The sequence below is a fragment of the Methanofollis formosanus genome, from assembly GCF_019633745.1.
GTDB lineage: Archaea > Halobacteriota > Methanomicrobia > Methanomicrobiales > Methanofollaceae > Methanofollis > Methanofollis formosanus.
Genome location: NZ_CP037968.1, coordinates 1,480,088 through 1,502,957, shown reverse-complemented (window position 1 = coordinate 1,502,957; position 22,870 = coordinate 1,480,088). Strand labels below are relative to the sequence as shown.

Annotated in this window: 22 protein-coding genes and 1 tRNA gene; 14 read left to right on the top strand and 9 right to left on the bottom strand. The window is 62.3% G+C overall.

Going from position 1 to position 22,870, the window contains the following annotated elements:
• Positions 1 to 26: 26 nt before the first annotated feature.
• The 12 genes from atwA to E2N92_RS06700 all read left to right on the top strand — a co-directional run bounded on the left by atwA (position 27) and on the right by E2N92_RS06700 (position 13,274).
• On the top strand, positions 27 to 1,637 hold the full coding sequence (atwA, locus tag E2N92_RS06755; RefSeq protein WP_220680449.1) for a methyl coenzyme M reductase system, component A2: 1,611 nt from the start codon (positions 27 to 29) through the stop codon (positions 1,635 to 1,637).
• A gap of 14 nt (positions 1,638 to 1,651) precedes the next feature.
• Positions 1,652 to 3,190 (top strand): methyl-coenzyme M reductase-associated protein Mmp3, encoded by a 1,539-nt coding sequence (mmp3, locus tag E2N92_RS06750; RefSeq protein WP_220680448.1) that lies wholly within the window; start codon positions 1,652 to 1,654, stop codon positions 3,188 to 3,190.
• The gene (locus tag E2N92_RS06745) at positions 3,183 to 3,653 is read left to right on the top strand and encodes a methanogenesis marker 6 protein (RefSeq protein ID WP_220680447.1); all 471 of its coding nucleotides are present in this window, start codon (positions 3,183 to 3,185) and stop codon (positions 3,651 to 3,653) included. Before mmp3 ends, E2N92_RS06745 begins: the two co-directional genes overlap by 8 nt.
• Positions 3,654 to 3,655: 2 nt before the next feature.
• On the top strand, positions 3,656 to 4,108 hold the full coding sequence (locus E2N92_RS06740) for a methanogenesis marker 5 protein (protein WP_220680446.1): 453 nt from the start codon (positions 3,656 to 3,658) through the stop codon (positions 4,106 to 4,108).
• The gene (locus tag E2N92_RS06735) at positions 4,105 to 5,343 is read left to right on the top strand and encodes a methanogenesis marker 15 protein (RefSeq protein WP_220680445.1); all 1,239 of its coding nucleotides are present in this window, start codon (positions 4,105 to 4,107) and stop codon (positions 5,341 to 5,343) included. The genes E2N92_RS06740 and E2N92_RS06735 overlap by 4 nt, the downstream gene beginning before the upstream one ends.
• Complete coding sequence (locus E2N92_RS06730; RefSeq protein ID WP_220680444.1) at positions 5,344 to 5,931, top strand: methanogenesis marker 17 protein; 588 nt, start codon at positions 5,344 to 5,346, stop codon at positions 5,929 to 5,931.
• Positions 5,928 to 6,866 (top strand): methanogenesis marker 7 protein, encoded by a 939-nt coding sequence (locus E2N92_RS06725; protein WP_220680443.1) that lies wholly within the window; start codon positions 5,928 to 5,930, stop codon positions 6,864 to 6,866. The genes E2N92_RS06730 and E2N92_RS06725 overlap by 4 nt, the downstream gene beginning before the upstream one ends.
• 2 nt (positions 6,867 to 6,868) lie before the next feature.
• On the top strand, positions 6,869 to 7,309 hold the full coding sequence (locus E2N92_RS06720) for a carboxymuconolactone decarboxylase family protein (protein ID WP_220680442.1): 441 nt from the start codon (positions 6,869 to 6,871) through the stop codon (positions 7,307 to 7,309).
• A 1,787-nt stretch (positions 7,310 to 9,096) separates the two neighbouring features.
• Positions 9,097 to 10,539 (top strand): glycoside hydrolase family 57 protein, encoded by a 1,443-nt coding sequence (locus E2N92_RS06715; RefSeq protein WP_220680441.1) that lies wholly within the window; start codon positions 9,097 to 9,099, stop codon positions 10,537 to 10,539.
• Complete coding sequence (locus E2N92_RS06710) at positions 10,527 to 11,657, top strand: glycosyltransferase family 4 protein (protein WP_220680440.1); 1,131 nt, start codon at positions 10,527 to 10,529, stop codon at positions 11,655 to 11,657. The genes E2N92_RS06715 and E2N92_RS06710 overlap by 13 nt, the downstream gene beginning before the upstream one ends.
• 16 nt (positions 11,658 to 11,673) lie before the next feature.
• Positions 11,674 to 12,621: a phosphotransferase family protein gene (locus tag E2N92_RS06705; protein WP_220680439.1), complete on the top strand. Its 948-nt coding sequence runs from the start codon at positions 11,674 to 11,676 to the stop codon at positions 12,619 to 12,621.
• Positions 12,603 to 13,274 (top strand): HAD family hydrolase, encoded by a 672-nt coding sequence (locus tag E2N92_RS06700; RefSeq protein ID WP_246589137.1) that lies wholly within the window; start codon positions 12,603 to 12,605, stop codon positions 13,272 to 13,274. Before E2N92_RS06705 ends, E2N92_RS06700 begins: the two co-directional genes overlap by 19 nt.
• A 781-nt stretch (positions 13,275 to 14,055) precedes the next feature.
• Here E2N92_RS06700 and E2N92_RS06695 read toward each other — a convergent pair.
• Both E2N92_RS06695 and E2N92_RS06690 read right to left on the bottom strand, forming a co-directional pair.
• The gene (locus E2N92_RS06695; RefSeq protein ID WP_220680438.1) at positions 14,056 to 14,607 is read right to left on the bottom strand and encodes an HdeD family acid-resistance protein; all 552 of its coding nucleotides are present in this window, start codon (positions 14,605 to 14,607) and stop codon (positions 14,056 to 14,058) included.
• Positions 14,608 to 14,649: 42 nt separating this feature from the next.
• On the bottom strand, positions 14,650 to 15,357 hold the full coding sequence (locus tag E2N92_RS06690; protein ID WP_220680437.1) for a DUF1614 domain-containing protein: 708 nt from the start codon (positions 15,355 to 15,357) through the stop codon (positions 14,650 to 14,652).
• 221 nt (positions 15,358 to 15,578) lie between these two features.
• On the opposite strand from E2N92_RS06690, the gene E2N92_RS06685 reads away from it, so the two are divergent.
• Entirely contained in the window at positions 15,579 to 15,986 is a 408-nt protein-coding gene (locus E2N92_RS06685; RefSeq protein WP_220680436.1) for a rhodanese-like domain-containing protein, read from the top strand.
• Here E2N92_RS06685 and E2N92_RS06680 read toward each other — a convergent pair.
• Together E2N92_RS06680 and E2N92_RS06675 are read right to left on the bottom strand one after the other, a co-directional pair.
• Entirely contained in the window at positions 15,968 to 16,384 is a 417-nt protein-coding gene (locus tag E2N92_RS06680; RefSeq protein WP_220680435.1) for a hypothetical protein, read from the bottom strand. The genes E2N92_RS06685 and E2N92_RS06680 overlap by 19 nt on opposite strands.
• Positions 16,381 to 17,385, bottom strand: a complete 1,005-nt coding sequence (locus E2N92_RS06675; RefSeq protein ID WP_220680434.1) for a YbgA family protein — start codon at positions 17,383 to 17,385, stop codon at positions 16,381 to 16,383. Before E2N92_RS06675 ends, E2N92_RS06680 begins: the two co-directional genes overlap by 4 nt.
• Positions 17,386 to 17,841: 456 nt before the next feature.
• Between E2N92_RS06675 and E2N92_RS06670 the strand changes: the two genes are divergently transcribed.
• On the top strand, positions 17,842 to 18,744 hold the full coding sequence (locus tag E2N92_RS06670; protein ID WP_220680433.1) for a prenyltransferase: 903 nt from the start codon (positions 17,842 to 17,844) through the stop codon (positions 18,742 to 18,744).
• On the opposite strand, the gene E2N92_RS06665 is transcribed toward E2N92_RS06670, so the two are convergent.
• The 5 genes from E2N92_RS06665 to E2N92_RS06645 all read right to left on the bottom strand — a co-directional run bounded on the left by E2N92_RS06665 (position 18,733) and on the right by E2N92_RS06645 (position 22,840).
• A complete protein-coding gene (locus tag E2N92_RS06665) occupies positions 18,733 to 19,098 on the bottom strand; it encodes a VOC family protein (protein ID WP_220680432.1) in 366 nt (121 codons plus the stop codon). The genes E2N92_RS06670 and E2N92_RS06665 overlap by 12 nt on opposite strands.
• 470 nt (positions 19,099 to 19,568) lie before the next feature.
• The gene (locus E2N92_RS06660; protein ID WP_220682898.1) at positions 19,569 to 20,780 is read right to left on the bottom strand and encodes a M20 metallopeptidase family protein; all 1,212 of its coding nucleotides are present in this window, start codon (positions 20,778 to 20,780) and stop codon (positions 19,569 to 19,571) included.
• Positions 20,781 to 20,820: 40 nt separating this feature from the next.
• The gene (locus E2N92_RS06655; RefSeq protein ID WP_220682897.1) at positions 20,821 to 21,207 is read right to left on the bottom strand and encodes an ATP-binding protein; all 387 of its coding nucleotides are present in this window, start codon (positions 21,205 to 21,207) and stop codon (positions 20,821 to 20,823) included.
• Complete coding sequence (locus E2N92_RS06650; protein ID WP_246589346.1) at positions 21,207 to 22,103, bottom strand: proline iminopeptidase-family hydrolase; 897 nt, start codon at positions 22,101 to 22,103, stop codon at positions 21,207 to 21,209. The genes E2N92_RS06655 and E2N92_RS06650 overlap by 1 nt, the downstream gene beginning before the upstream one ends.
• A gap of 652 nt (positions 22,104 to 22,755) precedes the next feature.
• A tRNA-Ser gene (locus tag E2N92_RS06645) sits at positions 22,756 to 22,840 on the bottom strand.
• Positions 22,841 to 22,870 lie beyond the last annotated feature (30 nt).

The following is a 22,870-nucleotide window of genomic DNA, read 5'->3' as shown; positions in this document are numbered from 1 at the left end:
CGTTTGAGGAATCAAAGGAGTAGAGCATGACCGCGTTGATCACAGTCGAGAACCTCTGCATGGATTTTGGAGAGAAGAGGGCGCTCAACAATATCAATTTTGAGGTTGAGGAGGGAGAGATCGTCGGGATCATCGGCCGCAGCGGGTCGGGGAAGACGGTCCTTCTCCACCTCATCAGGGGCGTCGATCAACCTCCGACAGAAGGAAAGGTGATCTACCATGTCGCCGCCTGCGAAGGGTGCGGATGGGTGGATGTCCCGAGCAGGGCCGGAGAAAAATGTCCGAAGTGTGGCCAGATGATGGCCCCGGTCGACGTCGACCTCTGGAACCCTGAGAACGAACAGATGAAGAGGCGGGTCATGGCAAGGACCGCAATCATGTTCCAGCGGACCTTTGCCCTGTACGGGAACGACCGGGTCATCGAGAATGTCCTCCATGCCCTTGAGGACATCAGATACCCGCCATCAAAGGCGGTCAACCGCGCCGCCGACCTCCTTGACGAGGTCCGTCTCTCCCACCGGATGATGCATATCGCCCGTGACCTCTCGGGCGGCGAGAAGCAGCGGGTGGTGCTTGCCAGGCAGCTTGCCAAGGAACCGTTCACCCTCTTTGCCGACGAACCGACCGGCACCCTCGACCCCGGCACCGCGACCCTGGTCCACCGGATGCTCAAGGAAGCGGCCGAGAAGAACGATATGGGGATGATGGTCACCTCCCACTTCTCCCAGGTCATCCAGGACGTCGCCGACCGGGCGATTATGCTCAAAGACGGCGAGATCGAGATCCTCGGCAAGCCGGACGAGGTTATCGCACGCTTCATGGCGGGGTACTCCGACACCGAGACCTACGAGGAGGCCGAACTCGGGGAGAACGTGCTGGTGGCGCGCGACGTCATCAAGCGGTATCTCTCGGTCGACCGCGGGATGGTCAAGGCCGTCGACGGCGTCACCTTCGAGGTGAAGGAGAAGGAGGTCTTCGGGATCATCGGGAAGAGCGGTGCCGGGAAGACGACGCTCTCCAGGATGATCTCAGGCATCATCGAACCGACCGGCGGCGAGATGAACGTGCGGATCGGCGAGGGGTGGGTGGACATGACCAAGCCCGGCATCGAGTTCCGCGGCAGGGCCAAGGGCTATATTGGACTTCTCCACCAGGAGTACGACCTTTATCCTCACCGGACGGTCCTCGACAACCTCACCGACGCCATCGGGCTTGAGTTCCCCAAGGAACTCGCGGTCAGGAAGGCGATCATCACCCTGAAGATGGCCGGGTTCCCTGAGGAGAAGAGCAGGGAGATCCTGGACCGCCGGCCGAGCGAACTCTCGGAAGGCGAACGCCACCGCGTCGCCCTGGCACAGGTGCTCATCAGGGAGCCCAGGATCGTCATCCTTGACGAACCGACCGGGACAATGGACCCGATCACCAAGGTCGACGTGAAGCACTCGATCATGCATGCCCGCGAGGAGATGGACGAGACCTTTATTGTGGTCTCGCACGACATGGACTTCGTGCACGACATCTGTGACCGGATCGCCCTGATGCGGGGCGGCAAGATCATCGCTCTCGGCGACCCCGAGGAAGTGCTCGCCAGGCTGACCGACGAAGAACGCGAGATCATGGGGAAGCCCACGGCGTAGAGGAGGAGAAGATCATGCAGGTCCTGCTCGACGGCAGGCAGGTGGCCCTCCCCGAAGGAGCGACGCTTGGCGACCTCCTCCCTGACCATGAGTGGGAGTTCGTCGTCGCGGTGATCAGGCCGGCGACCCGTGAGGCCGCCCGGACCGAGCATATCCGCTTTATGACCACGGCCGGCGAGGTCGTGATCGAGATCACCTCACTCTATACCGAATATTTCGGCGACGGTGCGGCCCTGCGCGAGGCAGGGCCGCGGGCCCTGCGGTGGAGCGACCGATACGCCGCGGCGTTCGGGCCGCTGGTCTCCGGCGTGGTTCCCGATCGCACCCCGCACCGGTACGCCCGCGGCGACGTGGTGCTCGGGTGTGCCGGCTACGACCCGGCAAAGTCGCTTCTTCTCTTCTGCCGCGCCGATCACCGGGCCGACTTCGGGGCCGGTGCCGACGGCGGGGTGATCGGCCGCGTCGTCTCGGGCCGGGGCGTCATCGATCGCTGGACTCAGGGCGACGAGATCACCGGGATCGAACGGATCGTCTCCTGGGCCGACCGCACCACCTCGTTTGTGACCCTCGACCCGGCAACACCCCTGGAGGAGGGGGCCGAGGTCGTCACCAGGGTCGAGATCAGCGCCGAAGGGTTTGCCGACGGTCGTTCCGACACCAAGACCGCCGGAAGCGTCGAACATCTTCTCCTCTCCCTTGAAGGGGGTTCCTTCTCGGTCGGCCGGGCGGCGAGCACCCATATCAGGGACGAGACGATGGCTCCGATGGATGTCCTGATGGACCGCAAAATGCCGCGGCATGAAGGTGCGGTGACGGTGCGGACGGCCGGAGGTTCCCGCGGTGCGGTGTATATCTACCGCGAGGAGATCCCGAGTCACCCTGGCCACACCCTCGTCGGCCAGGTCGTTCACGGGATCGAACTGGTCAAACTTGCAGGGAAGGGGCAACGGTTTGCGGTCTCGGTCGACCCGCCGCGTTTCGACCTGGTGGGGCTCTCCCTTGCCGATGCGTTGGCCATCGCGGAGGAGCGCGGGATCGAGGTGACGCTGGACGGCGAGGGCGACGACCTGGTGGTCGTCGGGCAGAAACCGGGGACCACCCTGGAGGCCCTGGCCGCCGGGGCGGTGACCCTCTCGGTCCTGCCAGCAGAAAAGGTCGTCTCCATCACCCTCGACGACGAGGCCGCTCCTCTGACCTGCGACATCTTCAGGCGCGCCACCGGTCTGAAGACCCATTTTGTCGGTTCGATGCCGGTCCTCTTCACCTTCGAGGACGTCGTCCTCTTCAAGCCGAAGATCAAAAAGAAGGTCAACATCATCCCCGAGAACACGCCGCACGATCTCGTGCCCGCCGGTCTGCTTGCAATGACCAACGAGTCCCGCCGGGGTGCGGGGATGGTCGGGGCCCGGGCGACCGACAACTCGGAGTTCGGGCCGACCTCAGAACCCTTCGACGGCACGAACATCATCGGGAGCGTGCTCGATATGGAGAAACTGGCTGCGTTTACCGAGGGAGAGAAGGTCTATATCAGGGAGGTGCGGAAACATGGCTGAGTACGTCCCGAAATATCAGGGGACGGTCACGAAGTACGTCTTCGTTGAGTCGCCGCTCCTCACCGCGAAGGATCTCGCGGTGAAAGCCTACGAGATCTCTGCCGGTGTCATGATCAAGGAGACCTGTTTCGGTCTCCAGGTGACCGGGAAACCCGAAGAGGTCGAGTCCCTTGTCGAGGCGATCCGGGCGTTCGACCCGACGCATATTTTCATCAAAGACCGGGGATTTCCGCCCGGCGACGAGCGCCGGTGTCGGGCCAACCTGGGCGGAGCGCGGCCCGGGTATCTCGGGCACGAGTTCGAGATGCAGCGGGTGAGGTACATCTCGCACGGGCTTGCGCGCGTGGCCGGGATGGACACCGGGGAGATTGAGGAGGCCGCTGCCAGACGGCCGGATGAAGAGCGGGCGCATCCGCTCGACCTGAAGAAACTGAAGGAATTGATCGAAGCTGAGGAGCCCTAAGAATGGTGAAGGTGTTTATCTATCCGGCGACAAGCCTCATCCTCTCCGACATGGTCGCCAGGTTCGGGCACGAGCCCCTGGGATCGGCGATCGGCATACGTGAACGCATCCAGACCCCCGGGTTTGAGAGCCCCCCGCTCCAGATCACCCCGGAAGAACCGAAGAAGGGGTTGAAATGGGCGGCGGTCGAGGTGCCGTCGGGAGTGCGCGGCCGCATGGCGGTGTACGGTCCTCTCATTGAGGAGGCCGAGGCGGCGATCATCATCAAAGACCCCGACTATGCCTTCGGGTGCATGGGGTGTGCGAGGACGAACGAGTTGATCCAGTTCCATCTCAGGAACAAGGGGATCCCGGTCCTCGATGTCGCCTACCCGACGAGCGACGAGGAGGGCGTCGGGTTTGTCGCGGCGCTCAAGGAGTTCCTGACCGGACTGGAAACGGAGGGGTCGGCGTGACCGAGAAGGTGCGGATCGCGCAACTCTCCTGTGGTCCGGAGTACTCGGGGGTCCAGAAGGAGATCTATGATGCGGCCGAGATGGTGGACGCCGAGGTCTTCTTCCCCGACATCGCCCTCGTCGACGTGCAGCAGGGCTTCTCCGGGTTCGGGCTCGACGTGAGAAGTCCTGACCTCAAACTCGCGATCGCACGGGCAAAGGCCCTGGTCGAGGGACGGATCGACGCCGACGCCGTCTTCATCGCCACCTGTTTCAGGTGTGCGGAGGCGGCGATCGTCAGAAACGAACTGCGCCGGTACATCCACGAGAACTCGGCCCTCCCGGTGGTCTCGTACTCCTTCACCGAACGGACGACCTCGGGCACCCTGCTCACCAGGATGGAGGCCCTCACCACCATCGCCAGGCGGCGGGCCCTCCTCGCCCGCGAGGAGCAGGAAGGGATCACCCTCGGGATCGACTCGGGGTCCTCGACCACCAAGGCGGTGGTGATGAAGGACAACGAGATCGTCGGGACCGGGTGGCTGCCTACCACCGAGGTACTGAAGAGCGCCGAGGGGGTCGTCGACCTCGCCCTCCAGGAGGCGGGGATCAGGTTCGACGAGATCGAGGCCATCGGTACCACCGGGTACGGCCGCTATCTTATCGGGAAGAAGTTCAATGCGCAACTCGTCCAGGAAGAACTGACTGTCAACTCGAAGGGTGCGGTCTACCTTGCCGACCGGCAGCACGGGCCGGCGACGGTCATCGACATCGGCGGGATGGACAACAAGGCCATCTCGGTCCAGGACGGGATCCCGGGCACCTTCACGATGGGCGGGATCTGCGCCGGGGCGTCGGGCCGGTTCCTGGAGATGACCGCAAAGCGGCTCGGGGTCGACATCACCGAACTCGGTCCCCTCGCGATGAAAGGAATGGGCGACACGGTCCCGATGAACTCGTACTGTATCGTCTTCGGGACGCAGAGCCTGGTCAACGCCCTCGCCGAGGGGAGCGCCCGCGAGGACGTCGCCGCCGCGGCCTGCCACTCAGTGGCCGAGCAGGTCTTTGAGCAGCAGCTCCAGGAGGTGGATATCAAGGAGCCGGTGATCATGGTCGGCGGCACCTCGCTCATCCAGGGGCTGGTCCGTGCGATGGGCGACCTCCTCCAGACCGAGATCGTCGTCCCGCCGCATTCCCAGTATATCGGGTCGGTCGGGAGTGCGCTTCTCGCTTCCGGGTATATCAGGGGAGAGTAGATGCCAATCGAGTACTTCGTGGTCGAGTGTCCCGAGGAACGGGGGAAGAAGGCCTACGAGGATGTCGCCAACGACGTCCTCCTCGACCTTGACCTGGTCAGGATCGTGCAGAAGATCCACATCTTCGTCGACCCCGGGGTGCCGCTCTTCGTGGCGGTGGGGACCACCCATCCGGCCGGGGCCCTGGTCAGGATACGGGACGCCGCCGACGTGAACGTGGACGAGGAAGGCCGGGCGGTCCTCTCGATCGGGAACGAGACCTATCTTGCGCCGATGCTCGAGGCCCTCTGGGCACGCTACGGCAAGGAACATGTCGATCAGCCCGACCGGTTCTCGGTGCTGGTCACCGTGCCCGCCGGTGAGAACCCGCGCGGGATCGAGGAGATCGTCATCGCCGATCCCGAAGACGGGCTGTACAAAGATCTGGTCTATGCCCTCCAGATCATCGCCCCCGAGGGCTTCAAGGTCCGCCGGCAATACCACCGGGCCGGGGTCTTCTATTATGTGGCAAGCGAGGACACCCTCCCTGAGGAGGTGGTCGAGACCATCGTCGCCGAGAAATTTGAGAAGGTCGGGGTGGTGCTGTGATCTTTGTTCCGATCACCTACAAGGGCGGCGTCTACCGCCATGACGAGGTCGTCGACCTCATCGAAGATCTGGGCGGATATATTGTCCAGAAACACATGATCGCCCAGGAGGTCGTCCTCCAGTGTCTGGTCCCGAGAGAGGACGTCGACCTGATCCGCGAGGTGGGCAAACCCCTCGGCGGCGAGGTGATCGTCGCCCCGCTGGTGGGCACCGAGATCGCCGTCGTCTCGCCGAGTCTGGAGATCCATCATCTCCCCCATGCCTCCTGCGATGTGGCCGAGTATCTCCGGCGGGCCGGGGCGAAGACCAACATGGTCGGACTGGCCCGCGGATTCGGCAAGCGGATTGCGAACCTCAATGTCGAGGAGCGGGACGTGATCAACGAGCACGACCTGGCGGTCTATGTGCTCGGCTCCTTCGAGACCTGCATCGAGGAGAAGTTCCCGGCCCTGCGGCGGGGGATAACGGTCCCGATCGTCCTGACCGGCGCCCCAGACGCAGAAAGGCTGAAGGCGATCATCGACCCGCCGGTGGAGGGATATGTCGGGGGCCTGGGAAGGTGCATGCACCGGACCAAGAAGCCCGAGGAACTCGCGACCCTGGACGCGATGGTCGAGGAGGTCTCCAGGGCGCTCGACGAGCGGCGTGAGGCGATCGCCAAGGATCCGCTCTCGGTCTCGCCGGCGAGGCTGATGGACGTGATCATGGAGAACCTGCCCGCGATTCACATGGTGCACCACCCGACGCCGGTCACGGTCCAGATCGCGGGGCTGCGGGTGAAACTCCCGTATGACGAATATGCACAGTCACTCAAGGAGATTGAGATCGAAGGAGGCGTGACCGTCGGGGATGTCGCCGAGGCGCTCCCGTCACGGATGCGCAACTACATATGGGTCAGGATTAAACCCTTCTCCGAGACCAATCTCATGGTGTGACGATGGACTACGAAGAGAAACTCGCCGCCATCCTCGAGGAGGGCACCGCGGAGACTGCAGCACGCTGGCTTTCTGAGATTGAGGGGGAGTTCGGCCGGGCGCCTCTGATCCTGAAAAGGATGGGAGAGCGGCCTGAGGTGCTGATCTCCCATCTTTTGTACAAGAACTCGGTCTTTGAGACCAGCCACCTGGACCCCAAGTGCATCGAACTGATCAGCCTTGCTGTCGGCGCCGCTCTCAAGTGCCGCCATTGCGTGGAGTACCACATCCAGGCGGCCAGGGCCAAGGGTGCGACTCGCGACGAGGTCCTGGAGACGATCCTCATCGCCGGCCTCGCGTCCAATGCCTCGGTCCTCGCCGATGCCTACCGGGTGATGGACGAGGAAGCGCCTGCCGATGCCTGCCTCTCCTGCGACATCCAGGCCTCGAACGGCGACCTGTAGGTACAGCCCCCCAGACGGGGATCAATCATCCGCTCTTCTTTCGAAGTATCGTATTGATTATGGACAGTCCTTCTGATCGATCTGCCTTCCTCCATTCTTCCGCCGTTCCCTGACTATCCTATTGCGAGACGACGGAAGAGATCCTGCAATGGGAGGCGGCACGGTCGATCCCCACACCTTCCTCATCGTCGTGACCCCGGGGATGGACCCGGGACGTGAGAGGGCCGATCCATCTTCAGCAGGAGCACACCCATCTTCGCCGCCCCCCGGCTATCTTCTCGCGAGATGGCAGGAACGATCATGGGATAGGGGGCGGCATGTTTGATCAGCATGTCGTCCTGTTGTCATGACCTCGGAGATAGACCTGGGCGGAAGATGGTTGATCTTTTTTCAGCGGGATCACGCGCCTCGTGCCGTCCCCCGTCCTATCTTTTCGTGAGACGGCAGAACAGATCCGGTGATCAGGGACGGCACGTTCTGATCATCACGCCGTCCTGTTGTCATGACCCCGAAGATTGACCATGGACGGGAGAAGGTCGATATTTATCGCCGTCCCCCGTCCTATCCTCTCGCAAAACGGCAGAACATATCCAATGATGAGGGGACGGCCATTCAGATCACCACAATGTCTTATTTTCATGACCCCGAGGATAGAACCAGAACAAAAGAGGGCCGAACATTCTTCAGCGGGATCACACCGCCCCTCGCCGTCCCCTGCCCTATCTTCTCGCGAAATGACAGAACAGATCATGTGAAGTGGGACGGCATGGTTTGATCACGACGCCTCCCTGTCGGCATGACCCCGAAGATTGGGGCGGGACGGAAAAGAGGTGATCTTTTTCAGCGGGAATACCACACCTTGCCGCCCCTCGGTTATCTTCTCGCGAGATGGCAGGAACGATCGTGGGATATGGGGCGGCATGTTTGATCAGCATGTCGTCCTGTTGTCGTGACCCCGAAGATAGAACCGGGCGGAAGATGGTTGATCTTTTTTCAGCGGGATCACGCGCCTCGTGCCGTCCCCTGTCCTATCCTCACGCGAGAAGGCAGAACAGACCCGGGATGAGGGGACGGCATATTCTGACCACCACACGCGCCCCGTCGTCGTGACCCCGAAGATAGGCCCCGGCCAGGAGAGGAGCGATCATTCTTCAGCAGGAGCACACCACTTCATCGCCGTCCCCCGCCCTATCTTCTCGCGAGACGGCAGGAAAGATCCAGTGATCGGGCCGGCGTGTTCTGATCATGACGCCGTCCCGTTTTCATGACCCCGAAGATAGGAATGAGACGGAAACGGGCCGATCATCATCCAGACATGAAGACCCCCCTGTGCCGTCCCCCCTATCTTCTCGCGAAAAGGCGGAACAGATCCGGTGATGAGGGAACGGCGGATCTGATCATCATGCCATCCCGTTTTCATGACCCCGAAGATAGAACCGGGATGTGAGATGGCTGATCTTTTTTCGGAGGGATCACGCCCCCTGTGCCGTCCCCAACCCAATCTTCTCGCGAAATGACGGAAATGATTCAGTGATCGGGGGTGGCCCGCCCGATCATCATGCCTTCCCGCGCCCGTGCGCCCGGGCCTCTCTCGAAACACCCCATGGTTTTCATGCTCCCCGCGGTCACATCCTCCGGGACACCCGGGATTATGATTGGTCTGCTCTCTGTTCGGGAGAACCACCGGTCCAGAAGATTTCTCCACAGCCGGGGAAACTATTTTATTTCACACTCCGGATAAAAGGATACGAGTGCAGGCCCTCTGTAAGGCCTGACCGGGGGGAACAATGGCCGAACTCTGCCTGGGTTTTGAGGTGCACCAACCTTTCCGTCTCAATCCCGAGTTCATACCAGAGATGGCGAAGGGACGGCGGGACCTTGCGAGATATTACTTTGCTCCGTCCAACCGGGAGATCATCGGCCGGGTGGCCGAACGGTGCTATATCCCGGCGACCGAGATCCTGCTCGACGCCCTGGACGAAGGGTTGCGGTGCGCCCTCTCTTTCTCCGGGACGGTCATCGAACAACTCGACCGATGGTGCCCTGACGCCCTCGCGCTCTTCACCGAGGCGGCCCGCCACCACCGCACCGAGGTCCTGGGCCAGACCTACTATCACAGCCTGGTCGGATTTTTTGATGAGACCGCCGAGTTTGTCGAGCAGGTCAGGATGCATGCCGCGCTGATGGAAGAACTCTTCGGGAAGAGGCCGAAGGTGGCCGAGAACACCGAGTTCGCCCTGAACAACACCCTCGCCGCCGCGGTCCGCGACCTGGGGTTCTCGGCCGTCTACACTGAGGGGGCCGGCTGGGTGCTCGGCGAGCGGAGCCCGAACGAGCCGTACACCTGCCAGGGGATCCCGGTACTGATGCGCAACTGCCCCCTCTCAGACGATATCGGGTTCCGGTTTTCGTGGGAAGAATGGGACAAGTACCCCCTCACCCCGGAGACCTATGCCGGATGGACCGCCGCCTCGCCGGGCTCGTGCGCCCATGTCTTCGTCGATTACGAGACCTTCGGCGAACATCACGCCATCGGGACCGGTATCCTCGCCTTCCTGGAAGACCTCCACCCGGCATGCGAGGAGGCCGGGGTTGCCTATCTCCTTCCCTCGGAAGCCGCGGCCCTCCCTCCTGCCGGCGACCTTGACCTCCCCTGGATGGTCTCCTGGGCTGACATGGAGAAGGACGGTTCGGCCTGGCTTGGGAACTCCCGGCAGAGAAGCGCCTTTTTCGCCCTGCAAAATGCGCCGGCACGGGCGCAGCGCCCCGAACTCTGGCGGTATTTCGGGACGAGCGACCACTTCTACTATCTCGCCTCCAAGGACGGGGCCTGCGGAGACGTCCACACCTATTTCTGTCCCGACAACCTGGACGGGCAGACCGGGGCCTATGAGGTCTACTTGCGCGTCCTCTCCCATCTCGACACCCGCAGCCTCCCGAAGGGCCGCCGGGCGCTCGCCTCGCTCCCGGCAGAGAAGGCCTTCCACTTCTTCCACCCGGACGGGACGTACACCGGCAGGTCGGCCCACAGTCTCCTGGAGTTCGAGCAGGTTCTTGCCGAGGTCCCGGAAGACTCGGTCCTCTGGCACCTGCACCGCGGCGACTATGTCAGGTGGCTGGAGGGGGTCTTCGGGGAGCGCCGTCTGGCCGGCACCGTCGCCGCCTGCCGGACGCCCGGTGCGATCAGCGACGCCGTACAGAGGAGGAGGTCTGAACTGTGCAGCCGTTGAAGATCGCGTTCTTCTGCTGGGAGTCGCTCCACGGCCTTCGGGTCGGTGGCCTTGCGCCCGCGGCGACCAACCTCGCCGAGGCCCTGGCCCGCGAGCACGAGGTCCACTTCTTTACCAGAGGGGGCGGCCCTGCCGAGAAAAACGGCGTTATCTACCACTATTGCGACCCGAAAGGATCGAACATCGTCGAATTCTGTCGCGACCTCTCCATGCGCTCTCTCCGACTCTTCAAGAAGGCCGACTCCCCGCCCTTCGACCTCCTCCACTTCCATGACTGGCACTTTGTGGAGGCCCTCCACCGGCTCAAAGGTCGCAGGACTGTCCTGTCCTTCCATTCGACTGAGTACGGGAGGAACGGCAACAAGAAAGGAGGATGGTGGGAGTTTCGCGAGATCTCGGGGAAGGAGTGGTACGGGGCATACATTGCCGGGCGGGTGGTCGCGGTCTCAGAGACGCTGCGGCGGGAGGTGATGGACCTGTACAATGTCCCCGGCTGGAAGGTGGACGCGGTCAGGAACGGGATCGACCCTGAACTCTACGGCCATCTGGTTGATGCGCGGGAGGTGAAAGAGGAGTACGGGATTCATTCCCATGCACCTCTTGTCTTCTTCGGGGGCCGTCTCGTCTATCAGAAAGGGCCCGACCTCCTCGTCAAGGCGATCCCGGCGGTTCTGAAGAACCGGGGGGACACGCAGTTCATCTTCGCCGGGGAAGGAGATATGCGCCACTGGCTGGACAAACGCCTCAAGGGCGCCCCTGCGCAGGCCCTCGGATATGTGGAGGAGCCCAAGTTTGTCAGACTTCTCAATGCCGCCGATATCGTCGCCATCCCGAGCAGAAACGAACCTTTCGGGCTGATCCTTACCGAGGCCTGGAGCGCCGGGAGGTGCGTCGTCGCCTCCGATGTCGGCGGGCTTTCCGAGAACATCGAACATTTCGTGGACGGCGTGAAAGTACCGGTCTCTTCCAGGGGGATCGCGGACGGGATCAACGCCGTGATCGGCGACCATGACCTCTGTACTTCTCTCGGTCGCCGGGGAAGAGAAAAGGTGGAGCGGGAGTTCAGGTGGGACGCGGTGGCCGGGAAGATGCTTGAGGTCTATCGGAAGGTGCTCTGATGGGGGTGGGGTAATCATGGGGTCTGAACGGTATGTGGCCACCTTAACACCCGGAGATCTCTTCAGGGACTGGCTGGTCTCGCTCTACGACGGCCGGCTCCGCGACCCCGCTTGCCGGGTGAAGGTCTCCCTGATCAGACCGGCGTCGCACACGGTCTGCCGCTACACCTCTGAAGAAGGAGACCTGGACGTCGTCGTGAAGTTCTTCGCCGAACCGACCGGGAGAAACCGGGAGTACGACCCGGCGCGGGCGATGAAAAGGGAGTATCGTATGCTGAAAATGGCACAGAAGGCTCAGGTTCCGGTTGCGGGGCCGGTCGCCGTGAACAGGACGTTCAACTGCGCCCTTGTCACCACCTATGTCCCCGGCACCCCGCTCGGCACTCATATCAAGAACCGGTCGTCTCTCTCTTCCCGCCTCTCGGCCGTGGCCGGGGTGATGCGCCGGCTTCATGCCAGGAGTTCCTCGTCGTACGAGAAGACCAGGGAGTTCTCGACCTTCCATGACGTCCTCGATCAGGTCGGACTTCCCGACGATGACCGAGACCGCTTCAACCGTCTGCTCGGCGAGTGGTGGCGTTCGGGCGACCTCGACCGGCGCCGCGGCTGCATGATCCACCGGGACGCCACGCCGGCAAACTATCTCTTCACAGAGGACGGAGTGACCGCCATCGACTTCGAGAGTGCCTGGACACGCGCCCACCCGGTCCACGACCTCGGGATCCTCTGTGCCGAGATGAAAAATCTGTTCAGGAAGCGGTACGGTGATCCCGGTGCCGCCGAACCATATGTCGGCCATTTTCTCAGGGAATATGCAGGTTCGACCGACGAGTTCGAGGCGATCACGACAGCGTTCCCCTTCTTCATGGCAGAGGGGTATCTCAGGACGGCCAGACTGAAGGTCGATGACGGGGATCGGCGGTGGTTGATCAGGGAGGCTGAACGATGTCTGAAACGGCGATAGACCTGGACCGGGTGGAAGGGGTGCTCTTCGATTGTTACGACACCCTGCTTGACGTCAGCACCGACGAACGGAGCCTCGAGTCCTACCGGCACCTCTGTATCTGGGCGGCATATCAGGGCGTGCGCATCGATCCTGAGGTGCTCCGTGACGAGTACCGGCAGCGGATCGGGGAGGCGATGGAGGCGGTCGGCGGAGAGTATCCCGAGGTGAGGGTGGAAGACATTTTTGCCGGGATATGCCGGGACTATGCGGTCTGGCCGGTCGACACCGCGGACCTCAGCATCCACTTCGCCCGTTCGTTCAGGGCGGCGACCGCCAGAAAAGTCTGCGCCTTCCCGAGGACCCGCCGTCTCCTCTCGGCCTTCGATGGCTACCGCCTCGGGATCGTCTCCAACGGGCAACGGGTTTTCTCGGAGATCGAACTGCGGATGTTCGGGCTCTACCCCTTCTTCGATACCGTCGTCTTCTCCTCAGACATCGGGTGCAAGAAGCCTGACAGACGGATCTTCTTTGCCGCGCTCGGCCGTCTCGGGATCACGCCGCAGGAGGCCCTTTTTATCGGAGACTCCCGGAAAAACGATCTCGAACCCTCAAGGGCACTCGGGATGCAGACCCTTCATATCAAAGAGGCCTGGGATCTCTTTGTGGTCTGAGAATATGATCGCGTAAAAAGGCTCTGCCGGGCTTTGTAGAATTTGGCATGAACTTTGGGCTCAAACATACGCGGTGAAAATTCCTGGTGGTCTCCGGTGTGTGGATCCGTGCTCCCCTGTCGGAGCAGGACACCACATGGGACCACCACTTCATTGCCGCCCCCCGGCTATCTTTGTCGTGGGGGGTCCGGCGGTACAACCCCCAGTGCGAGACGAAGGGAAAGATTCTGCGATGAGGGTGGCACGTCTGATCATCACGCCTTCCCACACCCTCCCACCGGGGCTCCCTCGAAACACCTCGTGTTTCGGCTCTGTAGAATCGGGCATGAGCCCCTGGCTCAAGCATACGGGATGAAAATTTCTCGTCGTTTGCTCTCTCTCTATTCAAGACAGGAGAATCTGGGGGGATCGAATTCCATCGCCGCCCCCACCTATCTTCGTCGTGGGGGTCCGGGGGGTTTCCCCCGGCGCGAGATGGCAGGGAAATTTCGACGATGGGGGCGGCCGATCCATCAGAAGAATTTTCTATCCTCTGCGTATCGGCTTCAACGTGATATGACAAGTTCGAACGCTCATAAAAACCTGAAGAGAGGATCGTCAGGATCATTTTCATGGTAAACCATCCTCTATTCATCACTTCAACCCCCTGTGAACCGAAGCCATCGCCTTCCCTCATGCTCACGCCGGGGGCAGAGCCCCCGGCGAGAAGATGGGGGAAGGCGGTTGAATCATACTCGAACCAAAAAAAGTGAGTTTTTCCACACAGCCGAAAAAAGATGGTTTAATTCTCCTTCGCCTCTCCCCTGAGGGCGATCCCGGCGGCGACCGAGAGCACACCGAAGAGGATGGAGAAGACGCCGAGGTACAGGGCGACCAGGACGATTCCGCCCATCAGCGGATAGACCAGGAAGAGCAGGCCGAGGATGATGGAGAGGATCCCGGAGAGCGCGAGGAGGACCCGATGGGAACGTCCTTCCATCGCGAAGATGGCGATGCCGAGGTCGGTGGCCCCCATGACGAGGGCGAGCATGCCTATCACGCTCACGATGACCGCCGCAACAAGGAACGGCATCGCGACCGCTACGATACCCAGGATGACGACGAGGATCCCCATGATCATGGTGAGGGTCGTTCTCGACTCACCCACCGGCCGTGTGGAACCGAAGGCGGCGAGCGTGATGCCGTAGACGATCACCAGGAGCCCGAAGAGGATCATCAGGAGTTCAAGGGTGATCTCGGTCCAGAGGAGGACCACCGCCCCGAAGAGGATCGCGGCCAGTCCTCGTATCACGAACGAACCCCATTCTTTGGGGTTGATTTCTACAATCTCCATCTCGAATTCTTCCATTATCCATAAGGGATGAGAAAAAAGTATTTATTCGTGCCGGGTTGCCTCCGGATCTTTCTTTGAGCGCCTGATCCGGCGTGCGGCCAGGGTGGCAAGGAAGACGGCGAGGATGCCGGTGAGGAAGATCCCGTCGAAGACGCCCGCCCCACCGATGGAGAGGACAGCCGGGGCACCTCCGGCGATCGCCTCAATCGTTCCGGGAGTTGCCAGGTTGAGAAAGTCGGCCCCGATAAGTGTCCCGATCGTCCCGCCGATATATGCCGCAGCGCCTGCGGTCGGTCCCGCACGCGTGAAGAGGATCCCTGAGGCCGCCCCGACGAGCGGAGCGATATAGAAGGGCATCAGGATCCCCTGGCCCTCGACAGGGAAGGAGAAATAATACGAGACCACCGTCACCACCGCCACCGAGAGGATGGCAGGCATGGGGTCGACCCGCCGCTTGAGAAGGACCTCCGCGGAGATCGCGACCGGGACAAGACACCCGCCGACGTTCACCGCGAGGGTCACGCCGTCGATCATCATCAGGGGTATGTCGATGAAACTCCCGATCAGGGCGCCGAAGGTCATGAAAAAAGCGTGTGAGATCTTTATCCCGGTGAGCTCGAAGGCCTCCTCACTGATCAGGATGAAGAGGTAGAGGAGGAGGACCGGGATCATGACCGCAGCGAGAAGTCTGATCTGGTCGGCCGAGAATATCGGGATGAGGGCGACGGTCGGGACCCCGCTCAGGATCATCACCCTCTACTGCTCCTCCTGGATGATAATACTCTTCCTATTTTCAGGGCCTTGTAGAATTCGTCATGAACCCCGGCTCAAGCATCCGCGATTGAACATTTTCAGAGCAGCGCTTCAGCGTGTGGGCGGGATCCCTATCCTGGCGACAGGGCAACAATGAGTATCCTTTTTCGTCGCCGCCCCTCCGAATGGTTATATCAGGGCGCGGAGATCGGGGTGTCATGTCGTACCGGTACAGAACCTCCCTTCTGTTGCTCCTCCTCCTGCTCCTCTGGTCGGGAGGATGTATGGAAACGCCTGCATGGACCGATCTCTCGGTCGAAGAGGCCCACACTCTCATCCGGGAACGTGCAGGAGATCCTGGCTTTGGAATCCTGGACGTCAGGACACCGGAAGAGTTTGCCGCCGGTCATATCGAAGGGGCGGTCAATATCGATTGGTACGGGCCTGACTTCAGGGAGGAGGTCGGGGCCCTGGACCGCGAGACGGCCTATCTCGTCTACTGCCGGACCGGCGTCAGGAGTGCCGAGGCGTCGGCGGTGATGATCGAAGAAGGGTTTGGCGAGGTCTACAATATGGAGAAGGGGATCACCGCCTGGAAGGAGGCCGGTTACCGGACTGTCACCTGAATCTCGTTCCCGACGATGACGGTGGTGGTGTCGCGGTGCACGGCCCGTCTGAACTCGTCGTAGATGGTAACCCTCACGCTCACCTCTGCGCCGGGGGCGGTCCGCACCGGCGGGAGTTCGATCGGATCGGCGGCAGAGACATCTGAGACGATCCGTCCGGCCACGGCGTCTGTGGTCTCTCCGTCCACCTCGATCTCGAAGGTGATCGAGTAGGGCGCCGGTTCGGTGCTGTTCGGATAATATCTGATGATGAGTTCGTCCTCAGCGCCGGCGGTCACTTCGGGGATGAAGTCGACCGGCGGCGGGAGCGATCCGTCGGGCTCCCCGACACAGCCCGAGATGAATGCGGCAGCCAGGAGAACGGCGGCGAGACCGGCCAGGGCCAGTTCCTGTCTCACGGTCTCTGCCTCCCTCGTTCATCCTTCCAGTAGTCCCGCTGGTCTTGCGAGAGGTCGGGGGGCACCGCCATCAGGCCGGGGGGGAGGGGGGAGAAGAAGGTCTGGTCGGCGAGATAGTCGATCCCGAACCTGACGATCCATGAGCGCAGGATGGTCAGGTTCGGGCAGAGCGCCACTTCGTCCCGGCGGTACTGCTCGACGGTCTCAAGGAAGAAGGCCTTCTCTTCCGGGGAGAGACGGTCTTTGAAATATCCCAGGGCGTGGAAGAGGACGTTGATCCGGGATGCGGCCCTGGGGGGCCGTTCCAGGGCGGTGCGGAGGTGCGCCTCGTACGTGGCGGTGACCTCTTCGACCGACCGCTTCTCCTGGTTTGCCGCCACTCTCCCAAGCGTCTGGAGTTCTTTCTGGCTGTATGCCATCAGGAGAAGTTTGTTTCTGGCGTGAAAGTCTGCGAGGGAGTGTATATCTCCGTGTGCCCTCGCCGCCCTGAAGGCGGCCAGGGTGAAGAGTCTGACGAGGAAGTGTTCTCTGATCCGTCGGTTTCTCAGTCTCCCCTCGTCCTCCACCGGGAGGTCGGGGTGGCGGGTGAGCACCGCCTGCGCGAAGAGGCCGGCGGTCGTTCCCTGAGAGGTGCCGCCCTTCATGGACCGGTATATTTTGACCCCCCTGGTCCCGCAGGAAGGTGACCTGGACTTGAGGAGAAACCCGTCCACCTCCCCGAGGCCGTCGAGGAACGAAGCGGCAAAGTCGGTCATCATCTCGGTGACGTCGCGGTCGGTCTCATGCTGCACAAGCCTGATCTCATCGTGCTCTTCGACCAGTCTGACCGGTTCTCTCGGAATCCCGAGGCCGATCTCCGCTTCGGCGCAGACCGGTACGAACTCGACGTGCTCTTTCATCCGCTGCACAACCTCGCTCCTGATCATGTCCCCGTTCCACCGGCAGTGGTCGAAATCGATGCACCTGCTCACCACCACCCTCGGTCGTTCAAAGGTCTGCATGCTCCGCACCCCCCTGAGGGGGAAGATGGGGCCGGGGGAGATAGACGTTTCCCCTGGAGCAGGTGCCAGTCATGCCCTCCATGCCGGACCTGTAGAATCAGGCAGGAACCTCGGGCTCAAGCAGACACGGCGAACATTTTCTGAACAGCGCTTCAGTGTGTGGGCGGATCCCCATCCTCGCGACAGGACATCTGGAAGATCTGGTATCATCGCCGCCCCCTGGCTATCGTCGTCCATGGGGGTGCAGGGGACGCTGCCCGATGCGAGTGGGTCGGGAAAGGTGAAGGGAGATCATGAAGAGGGTTCTCTCGATCCCGACGTTCTCGTAGAGAGAGGCGGCAGAGGACTGTGTCATCGAGGTACAATCTGATTGGTGACCGATTGTTCTTGACGCACCATGAGCGGCCGGATACTATATCTGAGATCATCCCCTCTCAGGGGTGGGGGCCGTCGTGCATGTCGTCCGATCTCCGTGCCCTGATCAGGTTGGGCCGCCTTCCCTTCGTACTCGGGGGTTTCTGTCTTTTCGCCTATGGAAATCTCGTAGCCGGACTTGCCGGGGCATCTCCCGCCGCCGCAGAACTTCTCCTCGGCTGCCTCGTTCTCGCCGCGGGGCAGCTCTCGGTCTCCTACTCCAACGACTACTACGACCGTCGGGCCGATGCCCTCGGGGAGCGGACCCGCATATCGGGCGGGAGCGGGATTCTCGTCGACCGCCCCGACCTAGCGCCGGCGGCCCGAAGGATCGCCCTCGGGCTGATTGCTCTTTCCCTTCTCCTCGCGCTCTGCTTCAGTCTCATCTATCCGGTTCCCTGGTATTTCCTCCCCTTTGTCCTGACCGGGAACCTGATGGGCTGGTATTACACCGGCCCGCCGCTCTCGCTTGCCTATCGGGGTCTTGGCGAGGCGGCGACCATGCTCACCTTCGGGTTCTTCATGCCAGGCATGGGCTATCTCGTCGCGGCAGGCCATCTCGACCTCTTCTTCTTCACCGCCTCGTTCCCGCTTCTTTTCCTGGGCCTCGCCTTCATCGTCACCGTCGAACTCCCTGACATGGAGGCGGACCGCGCCGCGGGCAAACGGAATTTCGTCGCCGCTTCCGGGAGGACGGCCGCATATCGTGTGGCTTTCCTCGGCTGTGCGGCCGCGTCCGTACTGTTCTTCCTGGCGGGATCGGTCCATCCGGTCTTCTGGACGGTCTCCTTCCTCTCCCTCGTCCCGCTCGCGGTCACGGCCGTCCACCTGCGTGCGTCCCGGCCAGACCGCGACGGTGCCGTCCCGGCCGCGGAACGGGCCATGGCAGGGCTCGTCGCATGTATCCTCCTTGCCGACCTCACGCTCGTTCTGTCACTCACCTGAGCCCCCCGCGCTTTCCCAGAGCCCGAAGCGGTTCTGTTCGGTGTCCTCGCAGACCGCCAGGTGCCCCATCCCCGGCACCTCGGTCTTCCCGGTCAGCACCCGGCCGCCCAGGTCGACGACCTTCTTGAGATATGCCTCGATGGAAGGGACGTCGATATAGATCATCATCTGCTGACCGCGGAACTCCCGTCTGAAAAGGTCGCCGCCGACCCCGCCGCCGGTCTCGACCATCCAGAAGTCTTCCTTGAACTCTGCCGGGAACGGCCGGACATTCCAGCCGAAAAGATCCTGATAGAATGCTTTCGCCCTGCCGGTGTCGCCGGCAGGGATCTCGAACCAGGTAACGGTGGGCATGGGGCAGACTCTGCCGCACGCATGATAGTCTTTGAGGTCGTGCCGTCACCTTCCGATCCGTCGCCGCCTTCCGGTCCCCCTGCATCAGGGTTGGAGCGAAGACGACGATTAAACGGCCCCATAGAATTCGGCATGGACCCGCGATTCATCCCTGATTCTAACGACTCCAATCTCGCAGAATTCCTCAAAAATCGTCCGGATTGCCGGCCGGATGGGGGAGCTATGGCCGGTCATATTCGCCCCCGACGGCACTGAGAGGAGTTGGAATACCTTTTGCACTCGGAAGGAGCAACAAAGGGGCGATTTGGACCCGGGATCTGCCCCCCGATTCCTGAAAGGACGTTGTTCTTCCGGGATTCTCAAATCTCTTCAATCCATGCCCGGATCGAGGGAAGCGATCCCGAAACGGAGGTTGATATGGGCGTATTCCTGTCGGGTCCGGGTCGCCCCTTCCGGTCCCGCGCCCCCCGTCATTCCTTCCCGGTGCAGGCGAGGGCCGAGGCGACGAGAACCAGCGTTGCGTATCTGATCGCCGCAGTCTGGTCCGGCGCGAAGCGTGAAGAATGCAGGTACGGCCCGGGCTTTTCGCCGAGCATCGTCCCGACCCTGAAGTAGACGAGCGGCACCCCTTCCTGGCCATAGACGGCGAAGTCCTCGCTTCCTGAGAGCGGCGGGATCTCGATGACACTCCCCTCGCCGAGCATTTCCTCCACCGCAAGACTGCACCGCCCGGTGAGGCCGGCGTCGGTGACCAGGGGGGGCACCGACTCGTCGATGACCGTGACCACCGGCATCAGATCCTCGGGGACGCCGGCGGTTCTGGCGGCCCCCGCGGCGATCCGGCGGACGGCCTCAAGCCCCTGTTCCCTGACCGGATGATGGTGATAGCGGAGGTTCGCCTTCATCGTCACCTCGTCAGGGATGGTGTTGTGCTTGCTCCCGCCGTGGACGGCGGCGACGGTGAGCACGAAGAACTCGTTCGGGCTGATCTCCCTGGACCTGATCGTCTGGAGGGCGAGGATGGTCTCGGCGGCGATGACGACGGGGTCCTTCGCCTGGTCGGGGTGGGCGGCGTGCCCGCCGACCCCCCTGACGGTGATGTCGATCGACTCGCCGCCGGCCGAGAGGACGCCGCTCCGTGTCCCGATCATCCCGGACGGGATGTCCGGGCCGGCGTGGACGGCGACGGCACACGTCGGTCGTGGGAACCTGGTGAACAGGCCGTCCCTGAGCATCGCTCGCGCCCCTGCGACCGTCTCCTCGGCGGGCTGACCGACGAAGAGGAGCGTCCCGGACCATGCCTCCCGCACGCTGGCGAGCACCCCGGCGGCCCCGACGAGGGCAGTCATATTGATGTCGTGGCCGCAGGCATGCATCACCCCCGGACGCCTGCTCGCATACGGGAGCCCGGTCTCCTCCTGAACCGGCAGGGCGTCCATGTCGGCCCTGAGCATCATCACGGGGCCGGGGCCGTTCTCGAGCACCCCGATGAGGCCGTGCCCGCCGATCTCCATGGTAACCGTGATGCCTGCGGCCTCGAGTTCTCCGGCGAGTTGCCGTGCGGTCTGCACCTCCTCCCCGGAGAGTTCGGGGTCGGCATGGAAGTCCTGGTAAAGGGCGACGAGCGCCGGGAGCTTGCGGCTGATCAGATCATCGATCTCGGTTCGTACTGCTTCACGCACCTGCCATCACCATCCCCATCTTGGCGTGGAGATATATGAGTCATCCTCCCGAACCCGCCCGCCTGACTACCTCGGTGAGGCTGAGGGGCCTGACTGTCCCATCCTCGAAGACCGGCACCACTCCGTCCACGGTGCAGAGAGATGCGCCGGGCGTGACCGTGACCGGCAGACCGTTCTCCCGCTCCCCTGGCGTATGAATCGAAACTTCAGGCGGACGGGCGATCCCCTGGTGTGCCGGGCGGGCGGCGGCGTCTTCGTCGGGACAGGTCGGCATCGGCACGATCGCCCTGAGGGCGTCCATAAGGGCGGCCCGAGCCGTATCGGTATCCCCGCGGATGAAGATCGTTCCCCCGCCGCTGTTGGCGAGGGCGGCGATGGTGCGGGCAAGGTCGGGGCTCTCGGCCGGGAGGATTTGGTCGGGCTCCATCAGCATCGACCGGGCTCCGCCCTTCCTTCGGCCCTGGAAAGAAAAGCCCTGACGACGGCAAGATACTCCCCGGTATTTTCCAGGTGATGCTCGTGCGCCGCCCCCTCGAAGACGGCGATCTCAGACCTGGGCATCATGTGGTGGTAGTATGCCGTCGTCGCGGGAGTCGCCTCATCGAACTCCCCGCAGGTGAAGAGCGTGGGCACCGTGATCTCACGGAGTCGTCCGGCACGCTCGAAGTCCCTGAGGCTTCCGGTGATGGTGAATTCGCTCGGGCCCCACATCTGCAGGTAGATCTCGGTGTTCAGGCGTTCGAATGTCCTCGTCAGGCACTCAGGCCAGGGATCGAGGCGGCATACGTGGAGGCGGTAATAGGCCATCATCGCCTCCTGGTATGTGGGGTCGTCGTAGACGCCCGCCTCTTCGGCGCGGAGGATCGCCTGCCTGTGGGGTTCGGGGAGGGCCTGAAGATATCTTCGCCCGTCTGCGGCCCATCGCGAGGCGGAGAGGCAGGGCGCGGAGAGAACGAGACTTTCCACCCCTGCGGGGCGAGACGTGAGCATGTACTCGACGGCGAGCATCGTCCCCCAGGACTGGCCGAGGATGTGGACGCGGTCGAGGCCGAGCTCCTCCCGCACCGCTGCGAGTTCGTCCACCGCGCGTTCCAGCGTCCAGAGGGATGAGTCAGCCGGGCGGTCCGAGTTCCCGCAGCCGAGCTGGTCGTAGAAGACTACTGGTCTCCCTCCAAGCGAGGCGAGGGGTGCGAGATAGTCCCATGTGCAGCCGGGACCGCCGTGGAGGGCGAGGAGCGGAGTGCCGCTCTGTTCTGCCCCGGCGAAAGAGTACGCAACCCGTCCGCCGGGCACCTCTGCAAAACCTTCGGCAGGGATATCCATGTTCCTCTTCTTGGCGTCTAACGGGATGAAGGTGATGCCATGATCAGGGGATGAAATGATCCTGATCGAACACCGGAAAAAGGGGCTCTGTAGAAACCATCCTCTTTTCATCCCCTCAACCCCCCCGTGAACTGAATCCATCGCCTTCCCTCATGCTCACACCGGGGGAGAGCCCCCGGACCCCCGAGATGAAGATTGGGGCGGAAGGCGGAGAAATGACCATGAAAGGGGGTTGCAGTCCACCGCCTATCTTCGCGCAGGGGGTTCGGGGGGCGGCAAGCCCCCCGTCGAATAGAACCACCAAGATGATTTACCATGAAAATGATCCTGACGATCATCTCTTCAGGTTTGCATGAGAGTTTGAACTCGCCATATCCCTTTGAAGTCTATACGCAGAGGATAGAAAATTCCTCTGATAGATTGGCCGCCCGAAATCGCCAAATTTTTCCCGCAATCTCGCGCCGGGGGAAAACCCTGGACCCCCACGACGAAGATAGGTGGGGGCGGCGATGGATTGAGGTCTCCACCGATTCTCCTGTCTTGAAAAGAGAGAGAGCAAACGACGAGAAATTTTCATCGCGTATGCTTGAACCCCAGGTTCATGCCTGATTCTACAAAGCCGAAAAAGAAAAGAATCGAACTTGTTTCAAAACGCTGAGGGGGAGATTTGAACTCCCGAGGGGCTCAACGCCCCACGGGCTTTCCAGGCCCGCGCCCTACCACTAGACTACCTCAGCACGTGCCTTATACTATTTGTGCCCCCGTGT

What these genes read in the sequence shown, in the direction of transcription:
- E2N92_RS06720 (WP_220680442.1), top strand. Translation starts at nt 6,869, where the DNA reads ATGGACTACGAAGAGAAACTCGCCGCCATCCTCGAGGAGGGCACCGCG.
- E2N92_RS06705 (WP_220680439.1), top strand. Translation starts at nt 11,674, where the DNA reads ATGGGGTCTGAACGGTATGTGGCCACCTTAACACCCGGAGATCTCTTC.
- E2N92_RS06685 (WP_220680436.1), top strand. Translation starts at nt 15,579, where the DNA reads ATGTCGTACCGGTACAGAACCTCCCTTCTGTTGCTCCTCCTCCTGCTC.
- E2N92_RS06745 (WP_220680447.1), top strand. Translation starts at nt 3,183, where the DNA reads ATGGCTGAGTACGTCCCGAAATATCAGGGGACGGTCACGAAGTACGTC.
- atwA (WP_220680449.1), top strand. Translation starts at nt 27, where the DNA reads ATGACCGCGTTGATCACAGTCGAGAACCTCTGCATGGATTTTGGAGAG.
- E2N92_RS06740 (WP_220680446.1), top strand. Translation starts at nt 3,656, where the DNA reads ATGGTGAAGGTGTTTATCTATCCGGCGACAAGCCTCATCCTCTCCGAC.
- E2N92_RS06675 (WP_220680434.1), bottom strand. Translation starts at nt 17,385, where the DNA reads ATGCAGACCTTTGAACGACCGAGGGTGGTGGTGAGCAGGTGCATCGAT.
- E2N92_RS06670 (WP_220680433.1), top strand. Translation starts at nt 17,842, where the DNA reads ATGTCGTCCGATCTCCGTGCCCTGATCAGGTTGGGCCGCCTTCCCTTC.
- E2N92_RS06690 (WP_220680437.1), bottom strand. Translation starts at nt 15,357, where the DNA reads ATGATCCTGAGCGGGGTCCCGACCGTCGCCCTCATCCCGATATTCTCG.
- E2N92_RS06650 (WP_246589346.1), bottom strand. Translation starts at nt 22,103, where the DNA reads ATGGATATCCCTGCCGAAGGTTTTGCAGAGGTGCCCGGCGGACGGGTT.
- mmp3 (WP_220680448.1), top strand. Translation starts at nt 1,652, where the DNA reads ATGCAGGTCCTGCTCGACGGCAGGCAGGTGGCCCTCCCCGAAGGAGCG.
- E2N92_RS06700 (WP_246589137.1), top strand. Translation starts at nt 12,603, where the DNA reads ATGTCTGAAACGGCGATAGACCTGGACCGGGTGGAAGGGGTGCTCTTC.
- E2N92_RS06695 (WP_220680438.1), bottom strand. Translation starts at nt 14,607, where the DNA reads ATGGAGATTGTAGAAATCAACCCCAAAGAATGGGGTTCGTTCGTGATA.
- E2N92_RS06665 (WP_220680432.1), bottom strand. Translation starts at nt 19,098, where the DNA reads ATGCCCACCGTTACCTGGTTCGAGATCCCTGCCGGCGACACCGGCAGG.
- E2N92_RS06730 (WP_220680444.1), top strand. Translation starts at nt 5,344, where the DNA reads ATGCCAATCGAGTACTTCGTGGTCGAGTGTCCCGAGGAACGGGGGAAG.
- E2N92_RS06655 (WP_220682897.1), bottom strand. Translation starts at nt 21,207, where the DNA reads ATGGAGCCCGACCAAATCCTCCCGGCCGAGAGCCCCGACCTTGCCCGC.
- E2N92_RS06715 (WP_220680441.1), top strand. Translation starts at nt 9,097, where the DNA reads ATGGCCGAACTCTGCCTGGGTTTTGAGGTGCACCAACCTTTCCGTCTC.